This is a genomic window from Bifidobacterium sp. ESL1130 (assembly GCF_058507935.1).
The window spans coordinates 1,263,372-1,288,917 of record NZ_CP196379.1 but is presented as its reverse complement, the minus strand read 5'-3'; the positions used below and the strand labels follow the sequence as shown (position 1 = coordinate 1,288,917).

Below are 25,546 nucleotides of genomic sequence, written 5' to 3'. Positions count from 1 at the left end.
TTGTGAATCTGGCAATGAATGTGAAGGAGGCCGCATGGCTGGCAATATGCCCGAAGTAAACGCTGAGTTCGGAGCGCATCCGCAGATCGAGTTCCCTGAAGGCGAGGCTCCTAAGGGCCTGAAAGCCGTTGAACTTATCGAAGGCGACGGCCCGATGGTGCGCAGTGGAGACACGGTCACCGTCAATTATCACGGTGTGGTGTGGGGCAAGAGCGACCCGTTCGATTCGAGCTTCGACCGTCATCAGCCCGCGAGCTTCGGCATCGGTGTGGGGCAGGTCATCAAGGGCTGGGATCGCTCTCTGCCGGGCCATAACGTCGGTTCGAGACTGGTGGTTTCCATTCCGCCAGAGTATGGCTACGGTCGCTCTGGTATGCCCCAGGCAGGCATTGGCGGTGACGATACGCTCGTTTTCGTGGTGGATATCATTTCTACACGCTGATTGGCGGATTAAGGCGCTGCATGGTACCGGTTATGGTGCCGTGCAGCGCTCTATGATTTATGCACATGCGTTTTACGCTGAAATATACGGTTCAAGGCTCAAGGAGGACAAGATGGCCGAAGAAGAGAAGACAGTGCTGCTCACCCAGGAGGCATTCGACAAGCTCAAGAGCGAGCTTGCTTACCGTGAGGGGGAGTATCGCGAGGAGATCACCAAACGTATCGCGGTGGCGCGTGCTGAAGGCGACCTTTCTGAGAACGGCGGCTATCAGGCGGCTCGCGAGGAGCAGGGTAAGAACGAGGGTCGCATCATCGAACTGACGGTGAAGCTGCGTAACACCAAGATTGTGCAGGCTCCGCCGAAGGGCACCGTTGGCAACGGTTCACTGGTGAAGCTTGCGGTTGGTGGCAAAGAGATGCAGGTTGTTCTCGGTTCTCGTGACATCGCTGTGGCCACTGACTTTGATGTTATCAGCCCCGAGTCGCCGATCGGAGCTGCCGTCATGGGTGCCAAGGTTGGCGACACCGTCACCTATCAGGCTCCGAGCGGCCGTGATATCGAGGTTGAGATTAAGGAATCCGAACCTCTGCAGTAACGGTTGAATCTATTCTGCTATATATGTAGGAATAAGAAAATAAATATGTAAAGGCAACTTTCTCTTGGCACAGCGGTACAGCGCTGCCAGAGAAAGATGCCTTTTGCGTGTAGTCGGGTGCACAAGGATGACGCAACCACAGCCGAGTGCCGCAGAGCAGTTGTTTCGGTGCAGATCTGACACGCCGGCAGGCTATCTGAGATTCACCACCACCATGTAGATGGCCACCATATGGCAGGCATACCCGGCCACGGTGCCCACATGGAATATTTCGTGGAAGCCAAAGATGCGCGGCCACGGGTCGGGACGACGCAGCGCATACACGACGGCACCGGCAATATAGCAGGCTCCTCCGGCAGCGAGCAGCACCACGACTACCGGGCCGGCGGCGGGTGAGGTCCAGAACAGTCCGAGGAAGGCGACTCCCGAGACTCCGAAGACAATGTAGACCACCGTATACAGCCAACGTGGCGCGTTGATCCACACCACGTGGATGATGAGCGCCACTGCCGTACAAGCCCACATGCCCGCAATCACACGGGTGCGCCACGTGTCGCTCAGTGCAAAGGACACTGGAGTGTAGGTGCCTGCGATGAGCAGAAAAATGTTCATGTGGTCGATGCGGCGCAGCACATCGGTGACGCGCGCCGACCAGTCACCCAGATGATAGGCGGCTGAATTGGTGAACAGTACCAACGAACAGACCATGAATACGGCGCAGGCCCATTTAAGGCCCGTGCCGGGAGCCAAGCAGATGAGCACGATGCCTGCGGCCAATGCCAGCGGGGCGGCCACCGCATGAATCCAACCTCGCAGTAACGGCTTTGGCCGGCCGTGTACGTCAAGGCGAACACGGCGACGCGCATCCGGCACATCAATGCCCTCGATGCGTGCGGCTTTCGCCTCGCCCTGTGCCACAATCCGCGTTGCGCGCTGTTCGGCACGGCTGCGGACGGTTTCGGCCCGGGTATGGGCGCGGGTGCGGACCAATGCTGCACGAGCCTCAGTAGAGCGTTGCTGTGCGTTGAGTGCAGCGTTTGCACGCGAATCGCGGTCTGTGGTACCTGGCATATCTCTCCCGCCGTCGCTTGCTTGTATTCAGCTCTCATCGTAACCTACGCTGTCGTAAGTTGCAATGTGACTACCACGTTGTGACGGTATTCGTCTGTCTGGGTCATACGCGGCAGCGCCAGGATCATCTGTGGCAACACGAGCCTGATGTTGAGAATTGTGGAACATGCGTATGATGGTGTCTATGGCTGATTTAGATGAGATTCTTGCTGCGCAATCCGAATTTGACGCAGGCGACCGCGAATGGCTTCACTTACTGGTGGCTGACTGGCAAGTGGTGGCGGATCTGAGCTTCGCCGACCTGCTGCTTGTGGTGAAGAGGGACGATGGTAAGTTCATCGTAGCGGAGCAGTGCCGCCCGTCCACGGTGATGACGTTGCGCAGCGACGACGCTGTGGGCAGTGAAGTACCAGACGAACTGGTACCCGAGCTCGAGGCCGCCCTGCAATCGAGGGGGGAGACCCATTCGCAATACCTGCAGACCGTCGGCAAAGCCAAAGTGTGTAACGTCTACACTCCCGTGAGGTGCGGCAACAAGACGCTTGGAGTAGTGGTTCGAGAAACGAACATGGCTACCCGAGAGTCCAATGGCCGCTACGAATCAGAGAGCATCAACGCCGGCAAGCAGCTGTACGATATGATTGCGCGAGGCCAGTTCCCGTACCATGACGCGCTCATGAGCCAACGTCACAATGCGCGCGTGGCGGATGGGTTTATCCTGCTGACCGTAGACGGCGTGGTGCACTATGCCTCGCCGAATGCCATTAGCTGTTTCCGGCGGCTCGGCGCGCTCACAGCCATGGAAGGTCACTATCTGAGTGAGGTGGGCACCAAGCTCATTCATCACGGTGACTCGGTGCCTGACTCGCTGCCCGATGTGCTGAGCGGCAAACTGGCGGCGGACTGCGAACTGGACGCGAACAATTCCATGGTGTCCATGCGCGCGCTGCCGCTGTACAGCGAAAGCAACCGCATCGGTGCCATCGTGCTGTGCCGCGACGTCACCGAGCTGCGCCGGCGCGAGCAGGAGCTGCAAACCAAGGACGCCACCATCTCCGAGATTCACCACAGAGTGAAGAACAACCTCCAGACCGTTTCGGCACTGCTACGGCTGCAGGCGCGCAAAACCAAGTCGCCCGAGGTGAAGGCGGAACTGCGTGAGGCGCAGCGGCGCGTGCAGACCATTGCTACGGTGCACGAGGGGCTGAGCCAGACGGTGGACGAGATTGTGGACTTTGACGAGGTAATCGCGAACCTGTTGAAGATGAGCGTGGACTTGGCCAGCATGAAGGACCAGCACATCAACGTGCACTATGTCGGCAAGTTCGGCATGATGCCGGCTCAGGATGCCACCCCGCTCTCGCTGGTGCTCACGGAGCTGATCACCAACGCCGTCGAGCATGGATTCGAGGGGCGCAGCCAAGGCAACATCACCATCTCGGTAGGCCGCAGCGGCAAGAACCTCAACGTGGTGGTGGAAGACGATGGATCTGGCCTCGAACATGAGGAGCACAACGGCATGGCTCGTTCTTCAGGCTCTGGCTTGGGCACACAGATTATCAACACCTTCGTCACCAACGACTTCGGCGGCACCGTGCGCTGGGAGCCGGCTCGCAACGGCGGTACACGCGTCGTCCTCGACATGAAGCTGCGCGCGGCGCGGGAATAGTGGAGTGAACAGCGAGTCGGTAAGTAGCCTCTCTCGCAAGCCGTAAAGCTGCAACTACAGTTGTGGGGTGCATACCCGAATAAGTATGCACCCCACAACTGTATAAGAGCGTTGCTCTAGCGATTTAGTATGCGCCAATTTTGTGTATCACGGCAGAGAAGGTCTTCATGATGATTGCGATGTCACCTGTCAGCGACCAGTTTTGGATATAGGAGACATCGGCGAATTCAGACTGTTCCTGTGTCAGGTTGCTGCGCCCGGAAATCTGCCAGACTCCTGTGATTCCAGGTTTCACCAAAAGTCGTGAGGAGTAGAGAGCTTCGTACTTTGCTACTTCATCTGGGAGTGCTGGGCGGGGCCCGACGAGGCTCATGTCTCCTTTGAGAACGTTAAATAGCTGCGGTAGCTCGTCTATAGAACGGGGGCGCATGAAGTTACCGATTTTGGTGATTCTGGGATCATTCTTCATTTTGAAAATGAAGTTGTCTTCCAAACCGTTTTCTTTGGCGAGTTGATCTTTCATATCGTCGGCGTCGACTCTCATGGAGCGGAACTTATGCATGGTGAATGTTTTGCCGTATATGCCGACGCGCTGCTGATGATAGAACACTGGCCCGCCGTCTTCACGCTTAATGCGCACTGCCACAATCATCATGGGTATGGCAAACAGTATGAGTGCAACGATTGAGCCAACTATGTCAATGACGCGCTTGCAGAATTTGGTGAAGAGCGAATACTGAGTCAGCCGAGCGGTGAGTACTGGCATGGTGGGGTCATTGCGCATGTGCACAGTTGCACCGCTCATATCGGCAACTGATGCAGAGAATGCCAATTCCAATCCCATGCTTTCGGCCGCTAAAGAGAGCGCCTTCATGGCTTCGGAATGGCTCATCATCACGTCGGCCACCAAAATGGTCTGCGCTCCCCAGATACGAGCGTTTTGTGGTAAATGGGAGCTGAAGGATAGCTTATGAAGGTGCTTTTCGATGTCGTTCTGTGGAACGAATGTGGCCGGCACTAAGTTTCTTGTGCTGAGGTCATTGTTGGAAGCGGTCACTGACTCAACTGGGCAGATGGCTACTGGAAGATAGCCGAGTCCTTTGTTTTCGGTGAGCTGCTGCACGGTGGCGTGGATACCTTCGGGAGAGCCAACCACAACGGTTTTGTAGTTATACTCGCCCTTATTGCGATTATGATGCAACATTCTGCGCATGACCCATCGCTCGATGATGGTGAGAACCCCCGTGATCAGAGGGATAGCGATGGTCAGACTACGAGGAATCTCAAGTTTGATGAGGTATACGAATGTGCACAGGAAAATGAAATCCATGAACATGGCGGCGACGATCTTGCTGTATAGCTCGTAGCCTTCTCCCATAGTGTGCCGTGCGTAAGCGTGCTGGCTGACAAGGCTGATAAGCCAAGCGGCGACGATAAGAACCAAATACTTGCCGATTGCTCCATCTTCGGAGTTGCGCACGAGCATGTACTGATAGGTCGATGGGCGGAAGAGGAACACTAGGAAAGTCGCCAGAAGTGTCATAACGGTGTCAAGCACTGCAAGCACTGCGTTGTAGAAAATGCTCCATCCAGGGAAACGCTGGTGAGAGAGTTTTGCTGCGGAAAGTCCGGATTCTTTGTCGTTTATGGCCGATTCGAAGTCGTATGAGCCGTCAAAGAACGCTGCTGCGCGGTCATCCTGAGTTTCTGAAGAGGAGTCATGAGAATAGGCAGAGGTGTTGCTGGAATGCGTGTGCTCAGAGTCTTTGTTGGCACTATATGAGGCAGCAACGTGTGCAGTGTCAAACTCTACAGTTTGCTCCGCTGTGACTTCTGCAGTGTGCTCCGACTGTGGCATGGAATCCTCTTCCCTCGTACTTCTCTGCTTACAGTGTAATGCATATACGAACAATCAAATGACACGTAATTGAGCGGGGGGGGGGGAGTTATTTGCGTAAAGATATAGATTCTGTCGTATTTTAAATATTGTGAATGTGAATAATTGTGCACGTATAAATTAGGATTACCAGCACCTCGGCGATGTGTAGAAGTGATATTCCTTACTTACCAAGGGTTTCGTCTACTTGGACGTTGTTGTTACGACTTCTGGGTACGATGTGAAGGTTGGAAAGACAAATTGCAGCTGGCAAAGTTGCGGTCGGCGTTTCGGCAAACGCAGTCCTCTACGATGGCAGAAGTGAGATGTTGTGCAGGGTTAGGAGCATTGGATGAATCTGAAACAAGCAGGGATGCAGCATGTTTATGATCCAGATGAACTCGGGAAACGTCACCATACGGTGCTCTGGAGTGTTTTGGGAGTGTTGCTGCTGCTCGCGCTTGCGGGGGCCGTTGGAGTGTACAAGCTCTATAATGAAGCCATGCAGGTCAAGGATGACGAAACCAAGGCGATGACCCTGCTCAAGGGTGTTTCTAGCGGCTCAGGGGCTGATGCCTTCACTGAAGTTGCAGACAGTTTGCCTCAAGTGCAGAAATATGCAAAAGACGCGAACAGTATTTCTCATGGCGTGTTGTGGAATATCGCGGCAAAGGTTCCTGTGGTCGGAGGGGACATCAAGAATGTGCAAGGCATGACACAGGCGCTGGATTCGATGACGACTGACAGCATTCCACAATTTGTCACCATTTTCACCAATCTCAAAGGCGCGTCGCTGAGTAGCGGTGACGGGAATCTTAATCTGGACCCACTTATCAAAACGCAACAGCAAATGATGAGTGCCAACAAGTCGTTTCAAGGCGCCGTGAAGCAGTTTGATGCGCTGCCCACGCCGAAAATATCGATGATTAAAAACACATATGACAGCGCCAAGACCAAAGTTGACGGTCTTGCCGGGCAAGTGGACCAGGTGAGCGGCATGATGAATCTTTTGCCGCAGTTCCTTGGCACAGATAGTCCGAAGACATATCTTGTCGCGGCCATGACGACTTCTGAAGCGCGCATCAGCGGTGGCTTGATTGGTTCTGTCGGCACCATGACCACCAGCAACGGCAAAATCGAAATGGGGAAGTTCCACTCGAACGCTGAACTAATTCCATATGGGAAAGGCAAGCCTACCACCGATGAGACCAAAGCAATGACTGACTGGGGGCCGCTCAATATGTCATTCGATATTCGAGATTTGGCTGCCTTCCCCGAGACGAAAAGTTCGGCGGATAACATCACAACGATATGGAAACGGACCCCGTGGGGAGCAAAGCAGCAGATTGATGCTGTGATTCTGGTGGATCCAGTGTTTTTGCAAGAGCTGAATGGCATCAATGGGGGAGTTACATTGAAAGATGGGCGTACACTCGATGGTAAGAACACCGCTGAGTTCCTGCTCAATACTGTGTACAAGGATTATTCTCCGATTCAGCAGGACATCTATTTCCAACAAGTAGTTGACCAGGGGATGAGCCAGATGTTTTCCGGTATGGATATGAACAAGCTGATGAGCATTGCTAAAATCATGGGCAGTATGACCAAAGGCCGCCATTTCAATGTGTATTCGTATGATGAGTCTATGGAACAGACGCTTGATGCCGCCGGCTACACCGCGCACGCGCCAAATAGCGAAGAGAAACCGACAGTGGGTGTCTACATCAATGAGCAGAACCCCTCCAAGATGGACTGGTACGTGCACCGCACCTCGACCATCAGTGGTGGTAAGCGCGACTCGAATGGCGTGGCGACCTATCATGTCGAGTACCGTATGACGAACACGTTGAGCAAGAACGATGTCGGGGCGCTGCCAGCGTATATTCGAGGTGTTGGTGACCCGTCTGACTCGGGTGCTGCTATTGAGAAGACGTTCGTGTATGCACCTGCAGGAGGATCTGTGAGCAATATGGTCGTTTCCGGAAGTTCCAGCGACGGGAAAGTGGTCTCCAAATCGATGAATGGTGCCACCACGCAAGCTTCAGTTATTCATATAGCTCCAGGCACTACAGCGACCATCTCCTTCGATGTCACGACATCCAGCAAAGCGCAAGCGCCGCTCGCCATCGATCAGACTCCAATGGGCTGGACCGACGATGGTGTTACTGTGGTGGATGCGAATTTGTAAAGTAAATTTGCGTAATGTGCGGAAGACTTCCGAGAAGGTGTATTTATAGGAGAATACGAAACTCATCTGCATAAAAGATAGACTAGAGACAAGTTGAGAAGTAGGAAAGCATAATGACAGAGAGCCAGCCAGTCCTAACGGTGTTGATACCCGTTTTTAACGGAGAAACGCTCATTAGGTCTTGTGTTTCGTCAGTACTGGAGCAGCCTTGCAAAGATTTGCAGGTACTCATTCTTGATGATGGGTCGACAGATAAGACTAAGGATATTTGTGAAGCGATTGCAGAGAGAGACAATCGTGTGACAGTGATGTCGCATGAGAATTATGGCTTAGGTAGAAACCGTAATGAGGGATTCCCATTTATAAAAGGGAAATACACGATTTTTTTGGATCATGATGACTTCCTAGTCCCTAATTTTTATTCTGAGCTGTTCAAGTCATTCTTACAAGATTGCTTTAGGAAAGGTATAGATACGATTGTTCCTGCGAGGTTGAGATGTAATAGTGCGGCAACTTTAGGGTTTAAAGAAGTAAACCATATCTCTGGCTTGTATTCGGGAAATTCTATGCTCTCTTGGAAGGTTAAATATGAATTCTCTACGCTGATATATGCAACTGAAAATTTACAGCGCCATGCTATCTTTTTCAGTGAGACTAGACCAGAAATGGAATCGATTTTTCGGCACAAAGCCGTTCTAATGTCAAACAAAGTTTTGTTTACAGACGAACTGTATTTTGCTGTGCGTCGCGATAATTCGATGCAGATTACTAAAAACTGGAATCAAGCTGAAGTTAGTAAGGTACGGATGCAGGAATACTCTAAACTTTTAGGATGGTACGATAATCTAAGTATAAGTTCAGATGTTCGTAAGAAGTGCCGAAAAATTTTAGCAAGTACAGAAAAAGAGTATGTATATCAAGTAGCGCGTAGTATAGGGACAGTTGATTTACAGCATCTTGATGACATTCCAGATACGGGGCTGCTTGATAAGATGAGCAAAGTTCTTTTAGAAACTAATCGACATGGCAAATTAGTACGGCTAACTATGCTGACAATGATTGAAGTACGTAGAAGTTTGGATAAACTTACAAAGGGTGCTATTAAATATTTATACATGTGTGCTCATCTGAGACAATTGGATTCACTCTTTCTGTCTTCCGAGCAATATGAGAAAACTATCAGGGGTTTGAGAACGATTATACAAAATGAGTAATACGATAAGTTTCAAGTGGTTAGATTCTCCAGCGCCCTTGATATAAAGTACGATAAATCCAGTTATGTGAAATCCGGGGAGTTACAGTTGTATCCTGACTATACTTTGATTATGACGTTATATAAGGGTTCGCAGTTGAGTAGCTTTCAGCAAGCGGTAGAGAGTATGCTTAGTCAGACCGTGAAACCATCGGAAATTATTTTTGTATATGATGGTTTTGTGTCTGATGAGATTTCTCAATTCTGCAGCAAGTTAAAGGACACGCTCTCGATAAGTATTATAATTCATAAGATTGAACCTAATGTAGGGCCGTCTTTATCCGCGGCATGGGCAATAGAACATGCACACACTAATTATATAGCTAGGTTAGATTCCGATGATATATCTTGTAAAAATCGTATAGAAAAGGAGTTCGACTTCTTTGCAAAGCACCCGGACTATGTGGCAGTCGGAACGCTAGTGACCGAATTTTCTGACTCTGATACCTCGAAGATTAGCAAAGTTTCATTGCCCGAGACTAGTAATGAAATTGCTGACTTTGCACGGCGCCGATGCCCTTGCAGACAAACAACATTGCTATATAGAAAAGATGCAATTTTATCTGTAGGAAATTATCGTGCTTTTCGGATGGGTGAGGAGTGGGACTTGTATAATAGGTTTATTTCGCATCGGTTTAAGTGCTACAACCTGCAAGAGTCACTTGTATATATGAGAGTCGATGATGCATATTATGCACGGAGAGGCGGTTTGAAAGTTTTGAGAGAGCTGCTGCATCTCAAATGGGGCATGCTTTGCGATAGACAGATGGGTACTTGGGACTTTATAGTTTCTGTTTCTGCTTCGATTATCGTATGTCTTATTCCTAATAAGTTACGTACATTTATATATATGCGTCTTTTGAGATCTCATGTCTGAGAGTAAGGATAGGGCTATGAACGTTTACCTTTCTGGTTATTTGAGAGGCAATTTCGGAGATGACTTGCTATTTAAGATTATGTGTGAGCGTTATCCAGATGTGCATTTTTATTCATACTCTGATGAAAAGTATGATGGATTGTGCAAGCAGGTGCCAAATCTGACGATAAATTCTCCAAAATATGCAAGGAAAAGCAAATTTGCTGGGCGCTTATTGAGAGTTTTTGACATCCTGAAAAATTCTGCCCGGTGCAATGCAATTGTAAATCTAGGAGGATCAATTTTTATTCATACGCCGAGTAATCACACGTTGCTAACACATTTTAAAGATCTTGTGTACAGCTTGTATAGGAAGTTGCTTCTCATCTCGTACAAGAATAATTTCGTTGTTGGTTCTAATTTTGGCCCGTATGGTAGTGACAAAACATACAAAAGGATAAACGATTATTACTTTTCAAGGTGCAGAGACGTCTGCTTTAGAGATAATGAATCGTTCCGTTTATTTGAGAACATAAAATCATGTAGACAATCCACAGATTTAGCTTTTACTCTCAATCATGAGAATATCGGTAAAACCGGGTCTCAAAAAGTATTCGTTTCTGTGGTGGACTTACTGCAAGTTGACGGCTTCTCCTTTACGCGTGAAGATCAATCAGCATATGAGTTGCAGATTGTATCGACCCTTAGGCGATTAGCAGAGACTAGCACAGACATAGTAATATCGGGCTTTTGTCAATATCAAGGTGATCATGCAGTTGCGAAAAGGATATGTGAGCGCCTTCACGAGTACTCAGTGCCTGCTACTTTGCTGAACTATGATTCGAACGTCGATGCAATAATTGATTCTATTTCGCAATCAAAATATGTTATTGGTACAAGGTTTCATTCGGTAGTGTTAGGCATACAGTTTGGTTGTGTAACACTTCCTGTTCTGTATAGTAATAAAACTCGGAATTTATTGAATGATATGAATTTCCCCTCGCACCAAATTATTGATGCGCGAGGCGGGATGCAAAAACTTTCAGATGCTGTTCAAGATGCAGAGAGATTTAACCTAAGCAGGTCGTATAAAGAGTTTGCAGAAGAACAATTTAGAGGGTTAGATTCTTACTTCAAAGAACAACTCTAGAGACTGATGAAAGGTATTTTAGATGAAAGTTTACGTCTATCTTATTATGTTATTGGTTCTCGGAACGATTTGCGGTCCTAAACTCCCGCGGAACGATCATTTTAGGAAGCGTCTTCTTATTGTAGCTCTTGCTTTGCTCGCTATCATATCTGGGGCGAGATATGGGATTGGTGGTGACTATGCGCACTATGTAAATGAGTTTAATGCCATACGTAAATATGGGGCGTCGAAAGCTTATACTGAAGCCGGATATACGTTTTTTTCTCTCTCTTTGGCGAAATTGCATTTACCTGTGCAGTTTTTGTTTATTTTGTCTAGTGCGTTGCTTTATGTCGCACTGTACTATTTTATTAGTAGGAATTTTGAATCTAGATACTGGCTTCTTTGCGTTTTACTATTTGTAATTCTGGGATTTTTCTTTTCTTCGATGAACCTAATGAGACAGTATATGGCGGCATCATTTTGTATAATAGCGTTTGATACCTATTTGCGAAGGAAGTATCTACAGAGCACTTTTTGGTGGATATTAGCCATTCTATTTCATAGCGTAGCAGTTTTTGCCGTACTAATCCCGCTAGTAGCGCGGCTATGCAAATCACGTTATGCTTTTACGTTGATTTCTGGCATATTTATACTCACAATCGTGCTCTCTTTCATAGATATACGACCTAGCATAGCGCAATTCTTACACTTCTTCCCACGCTGGTCTGGGTATGCTTCTTCAGAGTTTTTCATCGATCGAAATCGATCAGCCATTCTTAAAAATGTAGTTCCTGATTTGCTTTTTGCATGGTATCTTCTTAAAAACATCAAGGATGCTGATATACACATATATTTGCGTAGCAAATCAGCAAAAAGTGTGCAGGTGTTAGATGATTCAATTCATCCGTTTTTCGTTTCTGGTGCTTTACTATATATCGGTTTTCAAAATATCTTTTATGGCGTGATGGTAGCAACACGTATTTCAGAAATCTTTTTTATTGTGTATCTTGGATTCCTAGTTGAGCTTCAGAAACTTTGCGAAACTGAGTTTTCGAGGAAGTTATATATCACGGGGCTAATTTTGTATGGAGTAGTGTTGACAGTAATCACAATTTTTATAGGAAAAGGTAATGGTGTTGTACCGTACACTTCAATCGTCATCTAACGCAAATGCTTGCTCGCTTAAAGGCAGAAGTGAGATGCACCACCTATCCTTGTGCACTATGGTTTCGTCTTATATCTACATATGTGCGCTAGACCATAGTGTGCAGTATACCTAATAGTATCAAGGTTCAGTAGTCTCAACTTTCAGAATCGATAAAAGAGGAGTTGAAGACGCAGATATATTGTCTTTAGTAAAGTTGGAGCCTGATACTGTACGTCAAAAAAACTAGAGAGTCTCTTGGAAAGACTGTTTTTTTGATCAACAAATTTTTTTACAGTCTCCCTCGCATTTGGTTCCATATCATTTTCATACAAGTTGAGCAACTGCACTGCCATGTGACTAGATGCATGATTGTTGTTTCTGATAAACTCACGAATCAGTTTCCAATACCGACTACTCGTATGGACTTGACTCTCAATGGTGACATTGTTACCGTGAATACGGCGCAGTATATAACTATTGTGATCATCGATAACGATTCCACACGTCCGAGCAACAAGGTGAATCCAACCGTCATGATGCTTATCGCCGTTATATTGTGACGAGCCATGCTTCTGAATTAGACAGCACAGTTTATTATTGAAAACCATAGTGCAGCCACCTGCCCAGCTTCTCACTAACGACATCTTCAGCTTATTCGGAAGATTTAAAAACCAAGTATTCTCTGGTTTCCCATTCTGCAAATTCTCATCGGTATTTTGCATAACAGAGTAATACAAGGCGGCTTGTCTGTTAACTGGTTGTAGTTTACTGATCGCAATAGATAATTTTTGTGGAAGCCAGTAATCATCCTGATCAGAAAATGCAAAGTAATCATATTTCTCAGGCTCACATTCCACGACCATGTCTAAGAAATTTTTTGTAACTCCTTTATTGGTGGTATTGCTGCGGACAACTATACGCTTATCATTTTCTGCAATCTGTTGGCATATGCCAACAGTATCGTCGGTCGATCTATCATCTGATATGAGGAGAGAAACTGTCACATCTTGCTGGTTAAGAATACTTCCTATTTGTTCTTGAATATACTTGGCGCCATTATATGTTGCCATCATAACGAGAACATGTGGCACATTTTCCCCTGTAGTTGTCATGTGTTTAGCCCTTCTAAAGTCGGATGCAACTATGCTACTCAAGGCTCGCGAAGTATGTGTGTAAAAGTAGGCCTCACTACATACCATGGGGTCTTAAATGTTACTTACATGATATAGAAGATACAAGGTGTGCAAAACCATGTCAACTGTAATATCTCAGTACCTGTTCAATCGGGTCATCGTTTTACAATGGTGTATGTTAAAGAGTTCAGTCTCGATAGTGCGAGGAGAATATGTCTGAATCTGTTTTGTCTAACATCATAGTGACCGGTGGCTGCGGTTTCATCGGCTCGAATTTTGTGCGATGGGTGGCAAAGAACCATCCGGAAACGCATATTACTGTGCTTGATGCGCTGACTTATGCCGGCAATGTTGAGAACATTGCCGGTCTTCCTAAAGACCAGGTCGAATTCGTGCATGGGAACATTTGCGATGCAGAACTGCTTGATCGCATCGTTCCTGGGCATGACGCCATCGTGCACTATGCGGCGGAGTCGCACAACGACAATTCGATAGCCAACCCCGAGCCATTCGTCAAGACAAACATCGAAGGTACGTTCCGCCTGCTGGAAGCTGCGCGGAAGTACGATGTTCGTTATCATCACGTCAGCACTGATGAAGTGTATGGGGACTTGGCATTAGACGATCCTGCACGGTTCACCGAGGAGACCCCATACCATCCGTCTAGCCCCTATTCCTCCAGCAAAGCGGCGTCGGACATGCTCGTGCGAGCATGGTACCGCACATACGGAACCAAGATAACCATCTCGAACTGCAGCAACAACTACGGTCCTTACCAGCATGTTGAGAAGTTCATTCCTCGACAGATTACCAACATTCTTGACGGGAACCGGCCTAAGTTGTATGGCGATGGCCGTAATGTGCGCGATTGGATCCATACCGAAGACCATTCCTCGGCAGTATGGACGATTCTCACCCAAGGCCGGCTTGGTGAAACCTACCTGATTGGTGCCGATGGCGAGCGCGACAATCTCACGGTTCTCCACGACATACTGCGTGCAATGGGGCGTGACGAGAATGATTTTGACTGGGTCAAAGACAGGCCGGGGCATGATCGACGCTACGCCATAGATTCAACCAAATTGCGCACTGAACTGGGATGGACACCAGAGCATACTGATTTTGCAAACGGATTGCGCCAAACCATCGACTGGTACACCAATCATCGCGATTGGTGGGAACCAGCTAAGGCGGCGACGGAATCGAAATATACGCAACAGGGGCAGTGATACACGCTAAGCCGCAGTCGGATTATATTTCGTTTGCTGATCGTAGTAAAATATGCGAAGTGTCAGTCGAGCGAGACTTCGCCAGTTGAGAGGTACAAGAACAGTGGAGTTTGAAGCGCCATTATCCGTGGAGAAAACCAACATACCAGGTTTGCTGGTGTTGTCTTTGCCTGTTCACGGCGACAGCCGTGGGTGGTTTAAAGAGAACTGGCAGCGCAGGAAAATGGTCGACCTGGGCCTTCCGGACTTTGGTCCTGTTCAGAACAACATCAGTTACAATGCCAAGAAGGGCGTGACGAGAGGAATCCACGCCGAGCCGTGGGACAAGTATATTTCGATAGCTAACGGCGAGATATTTGGCGCTTGGGTGGACTTGCGAGAAGGGCCGAGCTTCGGGCAGGTGTACACCACACGGCTCGATCCCTCAAAGGCAATTTTCGTGCCGCGCGGCGTTGGCAACAGCTTCCAGGCGTTGCAGGATGAAACTGCATATACCTACCTTGTCAATGCACATTGGTCACTCGAGCAGAAAAAGACCTACACGTTCGTTAATCTGGCAGACCCCCAGCTCAACATCAAATGGCCTATTCCACTTGAGCAGAGCGAGCGCAGTGAAGCTGATTTACATCATCCGATGCTGGAGAATGTTGTTCCTATGTCACCTAAGCGCATCATGGTGACCGGAGCTCGTGGGCAGCTTGGGAAGGCTGTTCAGGAATATGCTCGGGAACACAGCATTACTAATATCGATTTCACCGATATCTCGACGTTCGATTTTTCAGACCAGGCAAGCTATGCCGATATCGACTGGGATATGTACGGCACCATTATTAACGCTGGCGCATACACAGCAGTGGACAAAGCAGAAACCGATGACGGGCGCGCAGCCGCTTGGAAGGCAAATGCGCAAGGGCCGGCTCTCTTAGCCAATGTGGCCGCCGAGCATCATATTACGTTGGTTCATATCTCGAGTGATTATGTCTTTGACGGCGCTGTAGAGGAGCATGACGAAGAAGAAGGCTTCTCTCCGCTTGGAGTATACGGCCAGTCAAAGGCTGCAGGTGACCTGGCTGTGGCGAATGTGCCGAAGCATTATATTCTCAGAACCAGTTGGGTCATAGGGGAGGGGCACAACTTCATCAACACCATGATGCAGCTGTCCAACCGTGTGGCCGACGGAGAGGACAGCCTTCAGGCTGTGACTGTGGTGGACGATCAGGTAGGGCGTCTCACGTTTACGTCCGAGCTGGCCAGAGCAATATTCCATTTGCTGGATACCAATGCTGAGTACGGTGCCTATAACGTTACCGGAGACGGTGAAAGTGCTTCTTGGGCGCAAATCGCCAAGCGGGTCTTTGACGCGACCAATGGCAACGGTGGCGCAGTGCAGCCGGTTTCAACACAGCAGTACTACGCAAATGCCAGTACACCGGTGTCGCCGAGACCGTTGCATAGCACGCTGAGTCTAGAGAAAGTGAAACGAGCAGGATTCGAGCCGGCATCATGGGAGCAAACGTTTGATGCATACGTGAATGCGGCACTCAGTAAGTAGCAGTACATTAGAACTAGGAAAGTTGGTATATGCGATGAAGGGCATCATTCTTGCCGGAGGTTCGGGCACGAGGCTGTACCCGCTCACCACAGTGACGTCGAAGCAGCTTCTGCCGGTGTACGACAAACCGATGATTTACTACCCGCTGAGTGTGCTCATGCTGGCCGGTATTCGGGACATTCTCATCATCTCGACCCCCAACGACGTGCCGAATTTCCAGAAACTGCTCGGTGATGGATCGCAGTACGGAGTCAGTTTGTCATACAAGGTTCAGCCGTCTCCGGACGGCTTGGCGCAGGCGTTCATCCTGGGTGAGGAATTCATTGACGGTGATGCGTGTGCCTTGGTTTTGGGAGATAACATCTTCTACGGCAATGGTTTGAAGGAGATGCTGCAGGAAGCGGTGCGCACTGCGGAAAACGGCGGCGCCAGCGTCTTTGGCTATTACGTCGACGATCCGGAACGCTATGGCGTTGTGGAATTCGATGGTAACCATAGGGCGGTGAGCATCGAAGAGAAGCCGGCTGTGCCGAAAAGCAACTACGCTGTTACGGGTCTGTATTTTTATGACGCCGATGTCTGCAAACTTGCCCAGCAGATTACTCCAAGCGCACGCGGAGAGCTGGAAATCACTGATCTGAATCAGCTGTACCTTGCCCAGAATCGACTCAATGTCACCACGCTAGGCAGAGGATATGCGTGGCTCGATACGGGCACTATGGACTCCCTCTATGAGGCTGGCGAATTTGTACGGTCTGTTCAGCGCGTGCAAGGGCAGCCTATTGCCGTCGTTGAAGAGGCGGCCTACCAGAATGGTTGGATCAGCCGCGAACAGCTGTTTGAGGCAGCATGCAAATACGGCAAAAGCTCTTACGGCAAGCATCTGAAGGACGTGGCTGAGGAGAAGTTTATTTAGCACTTTCGTTCTTTACGAGCTTCTGCCCGATGGTGGAAGCAAGTTCCTTGACCGCCTTGCGGTTGGCAGCCACGAAGACGGAGTACACGGCGACGTAACTGAGCGCTGCAGGAATACTGGGAAGAGTAAAAGCAAGTGCGATGAACACAACGGTGAGCGCAATTTCTTCAACGGAAATTATGCTGAACTTGACGTCGAGCTCCATGCCGATAAGGATTTCAGACACGAAGCTGCGTAGGATGATTGCCGCGGTAACACTTCCAATCACGAGGTATACAGAAGGCCATACGACGGTGAACAGCACAACTCCAATACTGCTCAATAGTGCTGTTGCAAGATTTACTTTGAGCAGCACTTTTTCTTTTCGCAGCACCTTAAAATAGGTGGTGCAGGAAACGTCCATTTTCGCATCAAAAAGACATATCGGAATAAGAAGAATAAAGAATCGAAGGCTTTCTGCGTACTCAGGGAGCCAGAGCTTCAAGAGCCAACTTATCGGGAAGTACAATACGTATATTACTGGGAATACAAGCTCCATTACATCACGAATACGTTCATAGATACGACGCAATTCGCTTGTTTTGCTCTGTCGCAAAGCCGGAAACAGAACTATGCTGGCTTGGGCTACAAAGGTGATAAAGAAGTTTACCAAAGACAACGAAAGCGATAATTTGCCGAAGACGGCGATACCCCATTTGCTGTCGATAGCGAAACGTGCCACTCCTAGGATGAGCAGACTGGCAAAGTTCGCAATCATGAGGTTAATGCCGACTTTAATGCTTCGTATTGCAGCGTGAATAGATTCGTTAAAAGGTAACGTATGTGCTGATAGAATATCTTTCGCCTTCCATAGACAAAAGGCGAGGGCAAAAACTTTTGATATCGCATAAAACACAACATACAGTTCGAACTGATTCACTCGTAGAACGAGCAAAATAATAAGAGGCACTAGGAAGATAACCCGATCAACGATTGTAGAGACCGAATATAATTTCGTTTCGTTGATTGCCTGGAACACCATACCGAGGAAACTGGTGAGGTTCGTGAGAACCATGTAAATGCCGGTAAAGAAGATAACGAAAGCGCGTTGCTGCCCAAAACCGCCTAGTAGTGCTACAGCAAGAATAATGATTGCAAATACCATTTGCAGGAGAAAAGCCACGGTGAACTGGCTTTTGATTGATGACTTATCCAGAGTTTTACGTGTTTTTCCGCCATTAATCAGGTAAACTCCGTCATTAAGACCAAGATGTGATATGCCGCAATAGGTCGTGTAAAACATAAATAATTGCCAATATCCGAATTCGGTCACACCAAGGAGTTTGGGAACGACTAGCGATGTAATAAAGCTAAGAATCATTGAGATTCCTTGCGTCGAAAACGCAACAACAAAATTCGAAGCGACCTCGCGGATTCTCATATAGTCCTGATTCCTTACCTACTAATCTAAGACACAAAATTAGACATCGTAAGATGCAACAAATGTGAGTTTACTATCATGCCATGTCGTTTCTCGCTAGAACCCAGCATATGTCTGTTTTCCAGCGTGATATGAAACGACTGGTACATAAGCACATTGATCGAGGCCGGTGAGGGGTGTACAGCTGGTTGCAGAACGTTGCGCAGGCTAACTAGCTGTGAGACGATGCATCATCGCCCGTCTCCTCTCCGTCCCATCGTATAGTGATACCCATGGCAGTACACAATGCAACCGAAACACTTACCAACCCTAAGGCAGAGCGCATCCGGCGGGTGGCGGATTTGGCGCGCTCGCATGGGCGTAAGAAAACCGGTCGGTTTTTGATTGAGGGGCCGCAGGCGGTGCGGGAGGCGGTGCGGTGGCGTGCTGATGCGGTGCTGGACTGTTACGCACAAGTGGGCGAACAGGGTGACGGGTATCTTTCGGACACGGTATTGCGGATTGTGATTGAGGCTGAAGCCCAAGGGCTGTACGTGCATCAGGTGAGTGCCGAGGTGATGCGCAAGATGAGCACCGACTGCCAGGGTATTGTGGCGGTCGGCAGCATGGAGGCGATGCGGTATAGCGTCGATACTTTTGACGTTCAGAACCAGGCGGATGATGCATTGCAACACGAGACATCGATGGAAGACAGCAGGGCAGACAGCGACGATTTCTCAGGTAAAAGGCGCTCGCGCTCACAGGAGTTTGATCGGTCGATTGATGCTGACGCAGCGAATCCTTTGCCTACCTCCAACCTGAAGAACACGGTCGCGGCGTTCTGGCAGGTGCGCGACCCGGGCAACGCGGGCACAGTGATTCGCGCGGCGGACGCGGCCGGGTGCCGTGCGGTCGTATTCGTTGACGACTGCGTGGATCGCTTCAACCCCAAGGTGGTGCGTTCCACAGCCGGCTCGCTGTTTCACCTGCCGGTGCTCACCATGAGCACGGACGAGTTTTTTGCTTGGGCAGTGGAGAGCGGCGTCGACGTTATGGCTGCGGACGTCTACGGCACGGCGCAAACCAAGCCGGAATCACTGGTCGATGTGCTCGCCGAGCGCGCAGGCATCACGCAACCTCACACGGTACAAGCGCCGCAAGAACCGTTGAATGCAACGGGCGACGATACCGATACTGGCGCAATACAAGCAACAAGCATTGCTTCCGCACCCGTTCGTCACGCCGTGCTGTTTGGCAACGAGGCTCGCGGACTGCCGGTCGATGTGCTGGAACGAGTGCAGCGCATCATCTCGATTCCGCTCTACGGCAAGGCCGAATCACTCAATCTCGCCACGTCGAGCGCCGTGCTGTTGTATTCGCTGGCTATGGCATAGGAACGCGCGGCACGCGCACGGTTCGGTGTACTGGGTGCCGTGTTCCAGCGTGCCCGCAAGCGTCAGCATGTCGAGTCATATTGGAAGAATGAACAGACAGTGATGCCTTGATTTCCGCGGGTTTGTGGGTCGTGGCGTCGGTAACCCAAGTCGCTACAGAAAGGGTACTCGTGGCAGAAGGTGTGGTATTCGACGCGCAAGCGGTGAAGGACGCGGCCGCCGAAGGCATAGAGAAGATTCAGTCCGCCCAATCGATGGCGGAGCTCAAGGCCGTCAAAGCGCAATATATGGGTGCGGATTCCGTCATTACGCAAGCTAACCGCGCCATCGGCACGCTTCCTGCCGACGAGAAGAAGGCCGCTGGTCAGGTGCTCGGTAAGCTGCGCGCAGATTTCGGCCGTGCGTACGGCGCTAAAGAGGCTCAGGTAAAGGCTGCCGAGGAGAACGCCAAGTTTGCCGCCGAGACCGTTGACATGACTTTGCCGGTGCGCCGCAAGCCTCTTGGTGCGCGTCATCCGCTCTCCAAGCTGCTCGAAGACGTCGAAGATTTGTTCATCTCCATGGGTTGGACCATCTCCTCCGGTCCCGAGGTGGAGAGCGAATGGTACGACTTCGACGCCTTGAACTTCGGGCCGGATCATCCTGCCCGCCAAATGCAGGACACGTTCTATATCAAAGGCAATCAGGCCAAGGATGCAGCCGGGTTTGTGGGCTCGAACATGGTGTTGCGCACGCAGACCTCCTCCGACCAGGTGCGTGCGCTCATCTCACAGGGCGTTCCGCTTTACATAGCCTCTCCCGGCCGCGTGTTCCGCACGGATGAACTTGATGCCACGCACACACCGGTCTTCCACCAGTGCGAGGCTCTTGCGGTTGACAAAGGCTTGACAATGGGAGATTTGAAAGGTGTGCTCGATAAGCTCGCCGTCACCATGTTCGGCCCGGACGCCAAAAGCCGCATCCGTCCCAGCTATTTTCCCTTCACCGAGCCCAGCGCAGAAATCGACCTGTGGTTCCCCGACAAGAAGGGCGGGCCCGGTTGGATCGAGTGGGGCGGCTCGGGCATGGTGAACCCGAACGTGCTGCGTTCCGCTGGCCTTGACCCGGACGTATACACCGGCTTCGCGTTTGGTGTGGGCATGGAGCGCACCCTGCTGCTGCGCCACGACATCAACGATATGCATGATCTTGTTGAAGGCGACGTGCGCTTCAGCGAACAGTTTGTGATGGGGGAGTAAGTACTCATGCCAATGGTAGATATTGACTGGCTTCAAGAGCACACCGAGGTTCCCGAAGGCCTGACCTATGAGCAGCTGGCCGCCGATCTGGTGCGTGTGGGGCTTGAGGAAGAAGAGATTCACTCCTCTCAGGTCACCGGTCCGATTGTAGTGGGCTACGTGGTGAGCGCCGATCCGGAACCGCAGAAGAACGGCAAGACCATCAACTGGTGCCAGGTGGATGTGGGTCCCGAGTTCAATGAGACTGACGAGAACGGCAACAAGGTGCCGCGCGGCATTGTGTGCGGTGCGCCCAACATGGCCGCAGGTGAGAAAGTCGTCGTGACGCTTCCTGGTGCTGTGCTTCCCGGTGACTTCAAGATTGAGCCGCGCAAGACCTACGGTCATATCTCCAACGGCATGTGCGCTTCCGAGCGCGAGCTTGGCTTGGGAGACGACCATAACGGCATTATCCTGTTGCGTCACTACGGCTTCAGTGAGGCGGAATATGACGCACTGCAGCCCGGTGACGATGCCATGCATCTGTTGCACCTGGACCAGCCGCTCCTCGAGATCAACATCACCCCAGACCGCGGATACGCATTCTCTTACCGTGGCGTGGCGCGCGAATATCATCACTCCACCGGTGCCAAGTACACCGATCCCGCGTTGGTTCTTGCAGCCAACGCGCCGCAGGATGCCGGTGAGGGGCAGCGCGACATTGAAGTGGCGATCGAGGATAACAACCCGATTCACGGTGTGCCCGGCTGCGACCGGTATTATGCTCGTGCCGTGCGCGGCTTCAACCCGGACTCTCGCACGCCCAACTGGATGCGGCGCCGTTTGATTCGTGCCGGCATGCGTTCGATTTCCCTTGCTGTGGATGTGACGAACTATGTCATGCTCGACTTGGGGCAGCCTATGCACGCGTACGACATGGACAAAATCAGCGGCCCGATTGTGGTGCGGCGCGCCCAAGCCGGCGAAAAGCTGACTACGCTGGACGGCAAAGAACACGACTTGGATCCCGAAGATCTGCTCATTACCGATTCTCCGGAAGGGAAGCGCGGTTCACGCATTCTCGGCCTGGCCGGTGTGATGGGCGGTCTGTACGGTGAAGTGACCAGCGAGACGAAGAATGTGCTGTTGGAAGCGGCGCACTTCGACCAAGTCACCATTGCACGTTCCGCTAGGCGGCACAAGATTCCTTCCGAAGCGTCACGACGCTTCGAACGTGGTGTGGACTTTGACCTGCAACCCGCAGCAGCACAGATGTCCGCTGATTTGCTCGCCCAGTTCGGTGGGGGAGAACCTTCCGATACCCCGGTCGATGTGAACCGTACGCAGCCTCGTGAACCTGTCGTGTTCAAGCTTAGTGAAGTCAAGCGGCTGACCGGGTTGGATACCGACGACAGCACTATTCGCACCATGCTGACAGACATCGGCTGTACGGTTGAATCACATGGTGATGCCAGCGCTGTGAATGTGGTGCCGCCCACGTGGCGCCCTGACCTCACCGACCCGTGCGACTTGGTGGAGGAAGTGGCCAGACTAGTCGGCTACGATCAGATTCCGGTGACGGTGCCTCCAGCTCCTGTGAGCGGCAGTGTGGGATTAAGTGCGGATCAACGACGTCAGCGCCAAGTGGCTGACGAACTTGCTGAATACGGTTTGGTGGAGACGCTGAGCTATCCGTTCGTAGGGCCGATTGATTTCAAGGCGTTCGGCTATAACGCAGAACAGATCGAGCCCGTGAGCGTCGAAGTGGCCAATCCATTGGCAGGTGACAGGCCGTATCTACGCCGTTCCGTGCTGCCGACCCTCGCCCAGACAGTGCAGCGCAACATTCGTAGGGGGTTGGACAACGTATCGCTCTATGAACTTGGACACGTCTACCTGTGGGATCCCGATGCTCCCGCCATTCCAGCACTGCCTGGAGGAGTGAAGCCCAACGATGAGCAGCTCGCTGCGCTGGATGCCGGTCTGCCGGAACAGCCATTGCATGTGGCGGCGTTGCTGACCGGCAAAGCCGAGGAGTCCGGTTGGCTCAAGTCCAGCCGCGACGTGGACTGGAGCGACGCGGTAGAGGCCCTGATGAGGGTGTCGGATCGTTTGGGAGCACAAGTGTCCCTTGACCAGCCGGCAGCAGGAGATGTACCGGAACAGTGGCATCCAGGTCGTGCAGCGCGTGTCATGATGGATGAGACGTGCGTGGGCATGGTCGGCGAGCTGCATCCGCACGTGAACGCGGCTCTTGGCTTCCCTGAGCATTCGGCGGCGTTTGAGCTCGACCTGACGGCGATGTTTGCTCGTTTGGACGGTAAACCGGTGCAAGCCAAGCCGCTCTCCACGTTCCCTCCGGTCAAGCAGGATTTGGCATTCACCGTTGACCGCAATGTCACTGAAGCACAACTGCAGGAAGCGATTGAGACGGCCGCAGGCGACGACTTGGAATCCATCGAACTCTTCGACGTGTTTGCCGGTGAGCAACTGGGCGAACATATGAAGTCGTTGGCCTATGCGGTCACGTTCCGCGCACCGGACAAAACGCTTGATTCTGCGGATACTGAAGCGTTACGTGCCCGCATAGCACAGCAAGCTGCCACATTGGGTGCCACGCTCAGGGCGTGAACCCGAGTATGAGGTTAGTGTGATACGTACGATAACGTCCTGCAACTGACGAAGGGAACGCCATGGACGAAGCAAACAATGATATGACGAATGAACCAGTGAACGGGTCACAGCTGCCTGAATACGGTGCTCTGGCGTCGCAATTCCCCAAGGACTACGACCCCTACGTGTTCGGCAAACCCGAACCAAAGGAAGAGAAGCCGGCCCAAAAACGAACCGGGTTCTCTAATCCGTTCGCCGGCGGGCGCTCCGGTCAGCAGGATACCCAGAATCCTGCAGGAGACGCAGCAGGGCAAGGGCAGTCTGATCCTCGTTTTCAGAACATGCCGGGGGCATGGCAGCCTCAGCAGGGTCAACCGGCACAAGGACAGCCCATGCCCGGCCAGCCTGGCTTCAACCCGATGCCAGGTAATGCCAACCAGCAGAACGGCAACACGCCGTACAATAACGCGCCGTATGGATATAATCCCAACATGCCGCAGACAGGGCAACAGGTGCCGGGCAACTCAGTTCCCCATGTTCCGGACATGCGAGCCGGTATTGACATGAACGATCCGCAGCAAAACCCGTTGTGGGGGCGCTGGAGTGCCATGGCCATTCTTTCCTTCGCCTGCGCGATTCTGTTCCCCGAATTTCCTGCTTTGGCGCTGGTTCTTGGTGCAGCATCGATATGGCGTACCAAGCTGTACCACATGCGTGGGCGGGGATTTGCCATAGCGGCCATCGTCATTGCGGTCATCGTGCTCCTTCTCTCCGCATGGGTTATGTCTAATCCTTCATTGATGCAGGAAATGCAGAACATAATGAATAGCATGCCAGATAGCGGTACATTTGGAGCCTGATGTGAGGTAAGTCGCGAGAAGAGTATCGGCCCCTGTGCGTGTTGCGACGCACAGGGGCCGATTTGTTGATAATATGCAGCTAGGAGCATAGTAGTATGCAACATTCGCTAGAATGGTCATGAGAGAGAAAACAAGGAGGGCGAAGTGACCGAGAAACAAGGCATCCGTGCAGCTGAATTGAGTTCAGATAAGCTTGACGGTGCTGTAGATGAAGGTGTTGAGCGGCAAAGCATTGACGGGGGTGCCACCGGCACTGACAATGCAAGCGCTGGCGCGGCATCTGTCGCGAGTGATGCGAATGGTGGGCAGTCTGCGCAAGCTGGCGGCCAAGACGGCAAAGAGAGCGATTTGGAGCACGCGACACGCCGAGTGACCGGTCTGCATCGACCGACGAATCGAGCGGCACGTTTGAACGTCATTGAGCAGATCCTGCTGGAAAACATCGTGTCTTCGCAGGCGCAGCTTTCCGTCATGCTTTCCGAACGAGGCATCGATGTGACGCAAGCTACACTGAGCCGCGATCTCGATGAGATGAACGCTACCAAGTCGCGATTGAAGAATGGTCGCATTGCCTATACCATCGGCGCAGAGCCATGGGATGGGCAGGAGAGCGCAACCGAACATATGGATAAGCAGCTGTCCCGCGGTTTGGCGGGGCTGATTGTCTCTGTTGCCTCGGCACGCAACCTCGTCGTGGTGCATACGCCGGCAGGTGCTGCGCAGTACATGGCCAGCGTCATCGACCGTCAGCCCATCGACGGCATCTTGGGCACGGTTGCCGGAGACGATACCGTGCTCTTGATCTGCGCCAGTGACGATACCGCGAAGGATCGGAGCCGTTGGCTGCTTGATGTGGCGTCAGGGCGCGCCAAGCGTATCGCGGAGTACGAGAAATCCAAACAGGACTGAATCGGCGAAACATGAAACATCGTATGTGCCGGCACCAATAGTGCCGGCACATACCGTATCCTGGCTCCTCAACGTTGAGTGAGTCGTGCGCCAACC

General features: G+C 51.2%; 20 protein-coding genes. 16 read left to right on the top strand and 4 right to left on the bottom strand.

The annotated features are described in order from the left end of the window. Nucleotides 1-34: 34 nt before the first annotated feature. A complete protein-coding gene (locus ACSYSO_RS05075; RefSeq protein ID WP_489798095.1) occupies nucleotides 35-442 on the top strand; it encodes an FKBP-type peptidyl-prolyl cis-trans isomerase in 408 nt (135 codons plus the stop codon). Nucleotides 443-554: 112 nt separating this feature from the next. Beyond that, a complete protein-coding gene (locus ACSYSO_RS05070; protein WP_489798097.1) occupies nucleotides 555-1,037 on the top strand; it encodes a GreA/GreB family elongation factor in 483 nt (160 codons plus the stop codon). Nucleotides 1,038-1,229: 192 nt separating this feature from the next. On the opposite strand, the gene trhA is transcribed toward ACSYSO_RS05070, so the two are convergent. Next, the gene (trhA, locus tag ACSYSO_RS05065) at nucleotides 1,230-2,108 is read right to left on the bottom strand and encodes a PAQR family membrane homeostasis protein TrhA (protein ID WP_491701631.1); all 879 of its coding nucleotides are present in this window, start codon (nucleotides 2,106-2,108) and stop codon (nucleotides 1,230-1,232) included. A gap of 184 nt (nucleotides 2,109-2,292) precedes the next feature. Here trhA and ACSYSO_RS05060 point away from each other — a divergent pair, with 184 nt between their 5' ends. Beyond that, the gene (locus ACSYSO_RS05060; protein ID WP_491701630.1) at nucleotides 2,293-3,777 is read left to right on the top strand and encodes a sensor histidine kinase; all 1,485 of its coding nucleotides are present in this window, start codon (nucleotides 2,293-2,295) and stop codon (nucleotides 3,775-3,777) included. 124 nt (nucleotides 3,778-3,901) lie between these two features. Here ACSYSO_RS05060 and ACSYSO_RS05055 read toward each other — a convergent pair whose 3' ends face one another. Next, nucleotides 3,902-5,635: a sugar transferase gene (locus ACSYSO_RS05055; protein ID WP_489798101.1), complete on the bottom strand. Its 1,734-nt coding sequence runs from the start codon at nucleotides 5,633-5,635 to the stop codon at nucleotides 3,902-3,904. Nucleotides 5,636-6,005: 370 nt separating this feature from the next. Here ACSYSO_RS05055 and ACSYSO_RS05050 point away from each other — a divergent pair, with 370 nt between their 5' ends. From ACSYSO_RS05050 to ACSYSO_RS05030, 5 genes are all read left to right on the top strand, one after another. Continuing rightward, nucleotides 6,006-7,841: a DUF4012 domain-containing protein gene (locus ACSYSO_RS05050; protein ID WP_491701629.1), complete on the top strand. Its 1,836-nt coding sequence runs from the start codon at nucleotides 6,006-6,008 to the stop codon at nucleotides 7,839-7,841. A gap of 113 nt (nucleotides 7,842-7,954) precedes the next feature. Continuing rightward, on the top strand, nucleotides 7,955-9,055 hold the full coding sequence (locus ACSYSO_RS05045; RefSeq protein ID WP_491701628.1) for a glycosyltransferase family 2 protein: 1,101 nt from the start codon (nucleotides 7,955-7,957) through the stop codon (nucleotides 9,053-9,055). Nucleotides 9,056-9,166: 111 nt separating this feature from the next. After that, nucleotides 9,167-9,970, top strand: coding sequence for a glycosyltransferase (locus tag ACSYSO_RS05040; protein WP_491701627.1), 804 nt, complete (start codon nucleotides 9,167-9,169; stop codon nucleotides 9,968-9,970). A gap of 16 nt (nucleotides 9,971-9,986) precedes the next feature. After that, on the top strand, nucleotides 9,987-11,099 hold the full coding sequence (locus tag ACSYSO_RS05035) for a polysaccharide pyruvyl transferase family protein (RefSeq protein WP_491701626.1): 1,113 nt from the start codon (nucleotides 9,987-9,989) through the stop codon (nucleotides 11,097-11,099). Between the two features lie 22 nt (nucleotides 11,100-11,121). After that, the gene (locus tag ACSYSO_RS05030) at nucleotides 11,122-12,246 is read left to right on the top strand and encodes an EpsG family protein (protein ID WP_491701625.1); all 1,125 of its coding nucleotides are present in this window, start codon (nucleotides 11,122-11,124) and stop codon (nucleotides 12,244-12,246) included. Between the two features lie 143 nt (nucleotides 12,247-12,389). On the opposite strand, the gene ACSYSO_RS05025 is transcribed toward ACSYSO_RS05030, so the two are convergent. After that, nucleotides 12,390-13,340: a glycosyltransferase gene (locus ACSYSO_RS05025; protein WP_491701624.1), complete on the bottom strand. Its 951-nt coding sequence runs from the start codon at nucleotides 13,338-13,340 to the stop codon at nucleotides 12,390-12,392. A 233-nt stretch (nucleotides 13,341-13,573) separates the two neighbouring features. Between ACSYSO_RS05025 and rfbB the strand changes: the two genes are divergently transcribed. From rfbB to rfbA, 3 genes are all read left to right on the top strand, one after another. Further along, a complete protein-coding gene (rfbB, locus tag ACSYSO_RS05020; protein ID WP_491701623.1) occupies nucleotides 13,574-14,590 on the top strand; it encodes a dTDP-glucose 4,6-dehydratase in 1,017 nt (338 codons plus the stop codon). Nucleotides 14,591-14,693: 103 nt separating this feature from the next. Further along, nucleotides 14,694-16,142 (top strand): sugar nucleotide-binding protein, encoded by a 1,449-nt coding sequence (locus ACSYSO_RS05015; protein ID WP_491701622.1) that lies wholly within the window; start codon nucleotides 14,694-14,696, stop codon nucleotides 16,140-16,142. A 34-nt stretch (nucleotides 16,143-16,176) separates the two neighbouring features. Then, the gene (rfbA, locus tag ACSYSO_RS05010) at nucleotides 16,177-17,058 is read left to right on the top strand and encodes a glucose-1-phosphate thymidylyltransferase RfbA (protein WP_489798116.1); all 882 of its coding nucleotides are present in this window, start codon (nucleotides 16,177-16,179) and stop codon (nucleotides 17,056-17,058) included. On the opposite strand, the gene ACSYSO_RS05005 is transcribed toward rfbA, so the two are convergent. Then, nucleotides 17,051-18,478, bottom strand: coding sequence for an oligosaccharide flippase family protein (locus tag ACSYSO_RS05005; protein ID WP_489798118.1), 1,428 nt, complete (start codon nucleotides 18,476-18,478; stop codon nucleotides 17,051-17,053). The genes rfbA and ACSYSO_RS05005 overlap by 8 nt on opposite strands. Before the next feature lie 272 nt (nucleotides 18,479-18,750). Here ACSYSO_RS05005 and ACSYSO_RS05000 point away from each other — a divergent pair, with 272 nt between their 5' ends. The 5 genes from ACSYSO_RS05000 to argR all read left to right on the top strand — a co-directional run bounded on the left by ACSYSO_RS05000 (nucleotide 18,751) and on the right by argR (nucleotide 25,450). Continuing rightward, nucleotides 18,751-19,851, top strand: a complete 1,101-nt coding sequence (locus ACSYSO_RS05000; protein ID WP_491701621.1) for a TrmH family RNA methyltransferase — start codon at nucleotides 18,751-18,753, stop codon at nucleotides 19,849-19,851. 170 nt (nucleotides 19,852-20,021) lie between these two features. Next, on the top strand, nucleotides 20,022-21,089 hold the full coding sequence (gene pheS, locus ACSYSO_RS04995; protein WP_491701620.1) for a phenylalanine--tRNA ligase subunit alpha: 1,068 nt from the start codon (nucleotides 20,022-20,024) through the stop codon (nucleotides 21,087-21,089). Between the two features lie 6 nt (nucleotides 21,090-21,095). Further along, nucleotides 21,096-23,699 carry a phenylalanine--tRNA ligase subunit beta gene (pheT, locus tag ACSYSO_RS04990; RefSeq protein ID WP_491701619.1) on the top strand — a complete coding sequence of 868 codons (2,604 nt, stop codon included), beginning with the start codon at nucleotides 21,096-21,098 and terminating at the stop codon, nucleotides 23,697-23,699. Between the two features lie 83 nt (nucleotides 23,700-23,782). Then, nucleotides 23,783-24,541, top strand: coding sequence for a hypothetical protein (locus tag ACSYSO_RS04985; RefSeq protein WP_491701618.1), 759 nt, complete (start codon nucleotides 23,783-23,785; stop codon nucleotides 24,539-24,541). A 348-nt stretch (nucleotides 24,542-24,889) separates the two neighbouring features. After that, nucleotides 24,890-25,450 (top strand): arginine repressor, encoded by a 561-nt coding sequence (gene argR / locus ACSYSO_RS04980; RefSeq protein WP_489798492.1) that lies wholly within the window; start codon nucleotides 24,890-24,892, stop codon nucleotides 25,448-25,450. Nucleotides 25,451-25,546 lie beyond the last annotated feature (96 nt).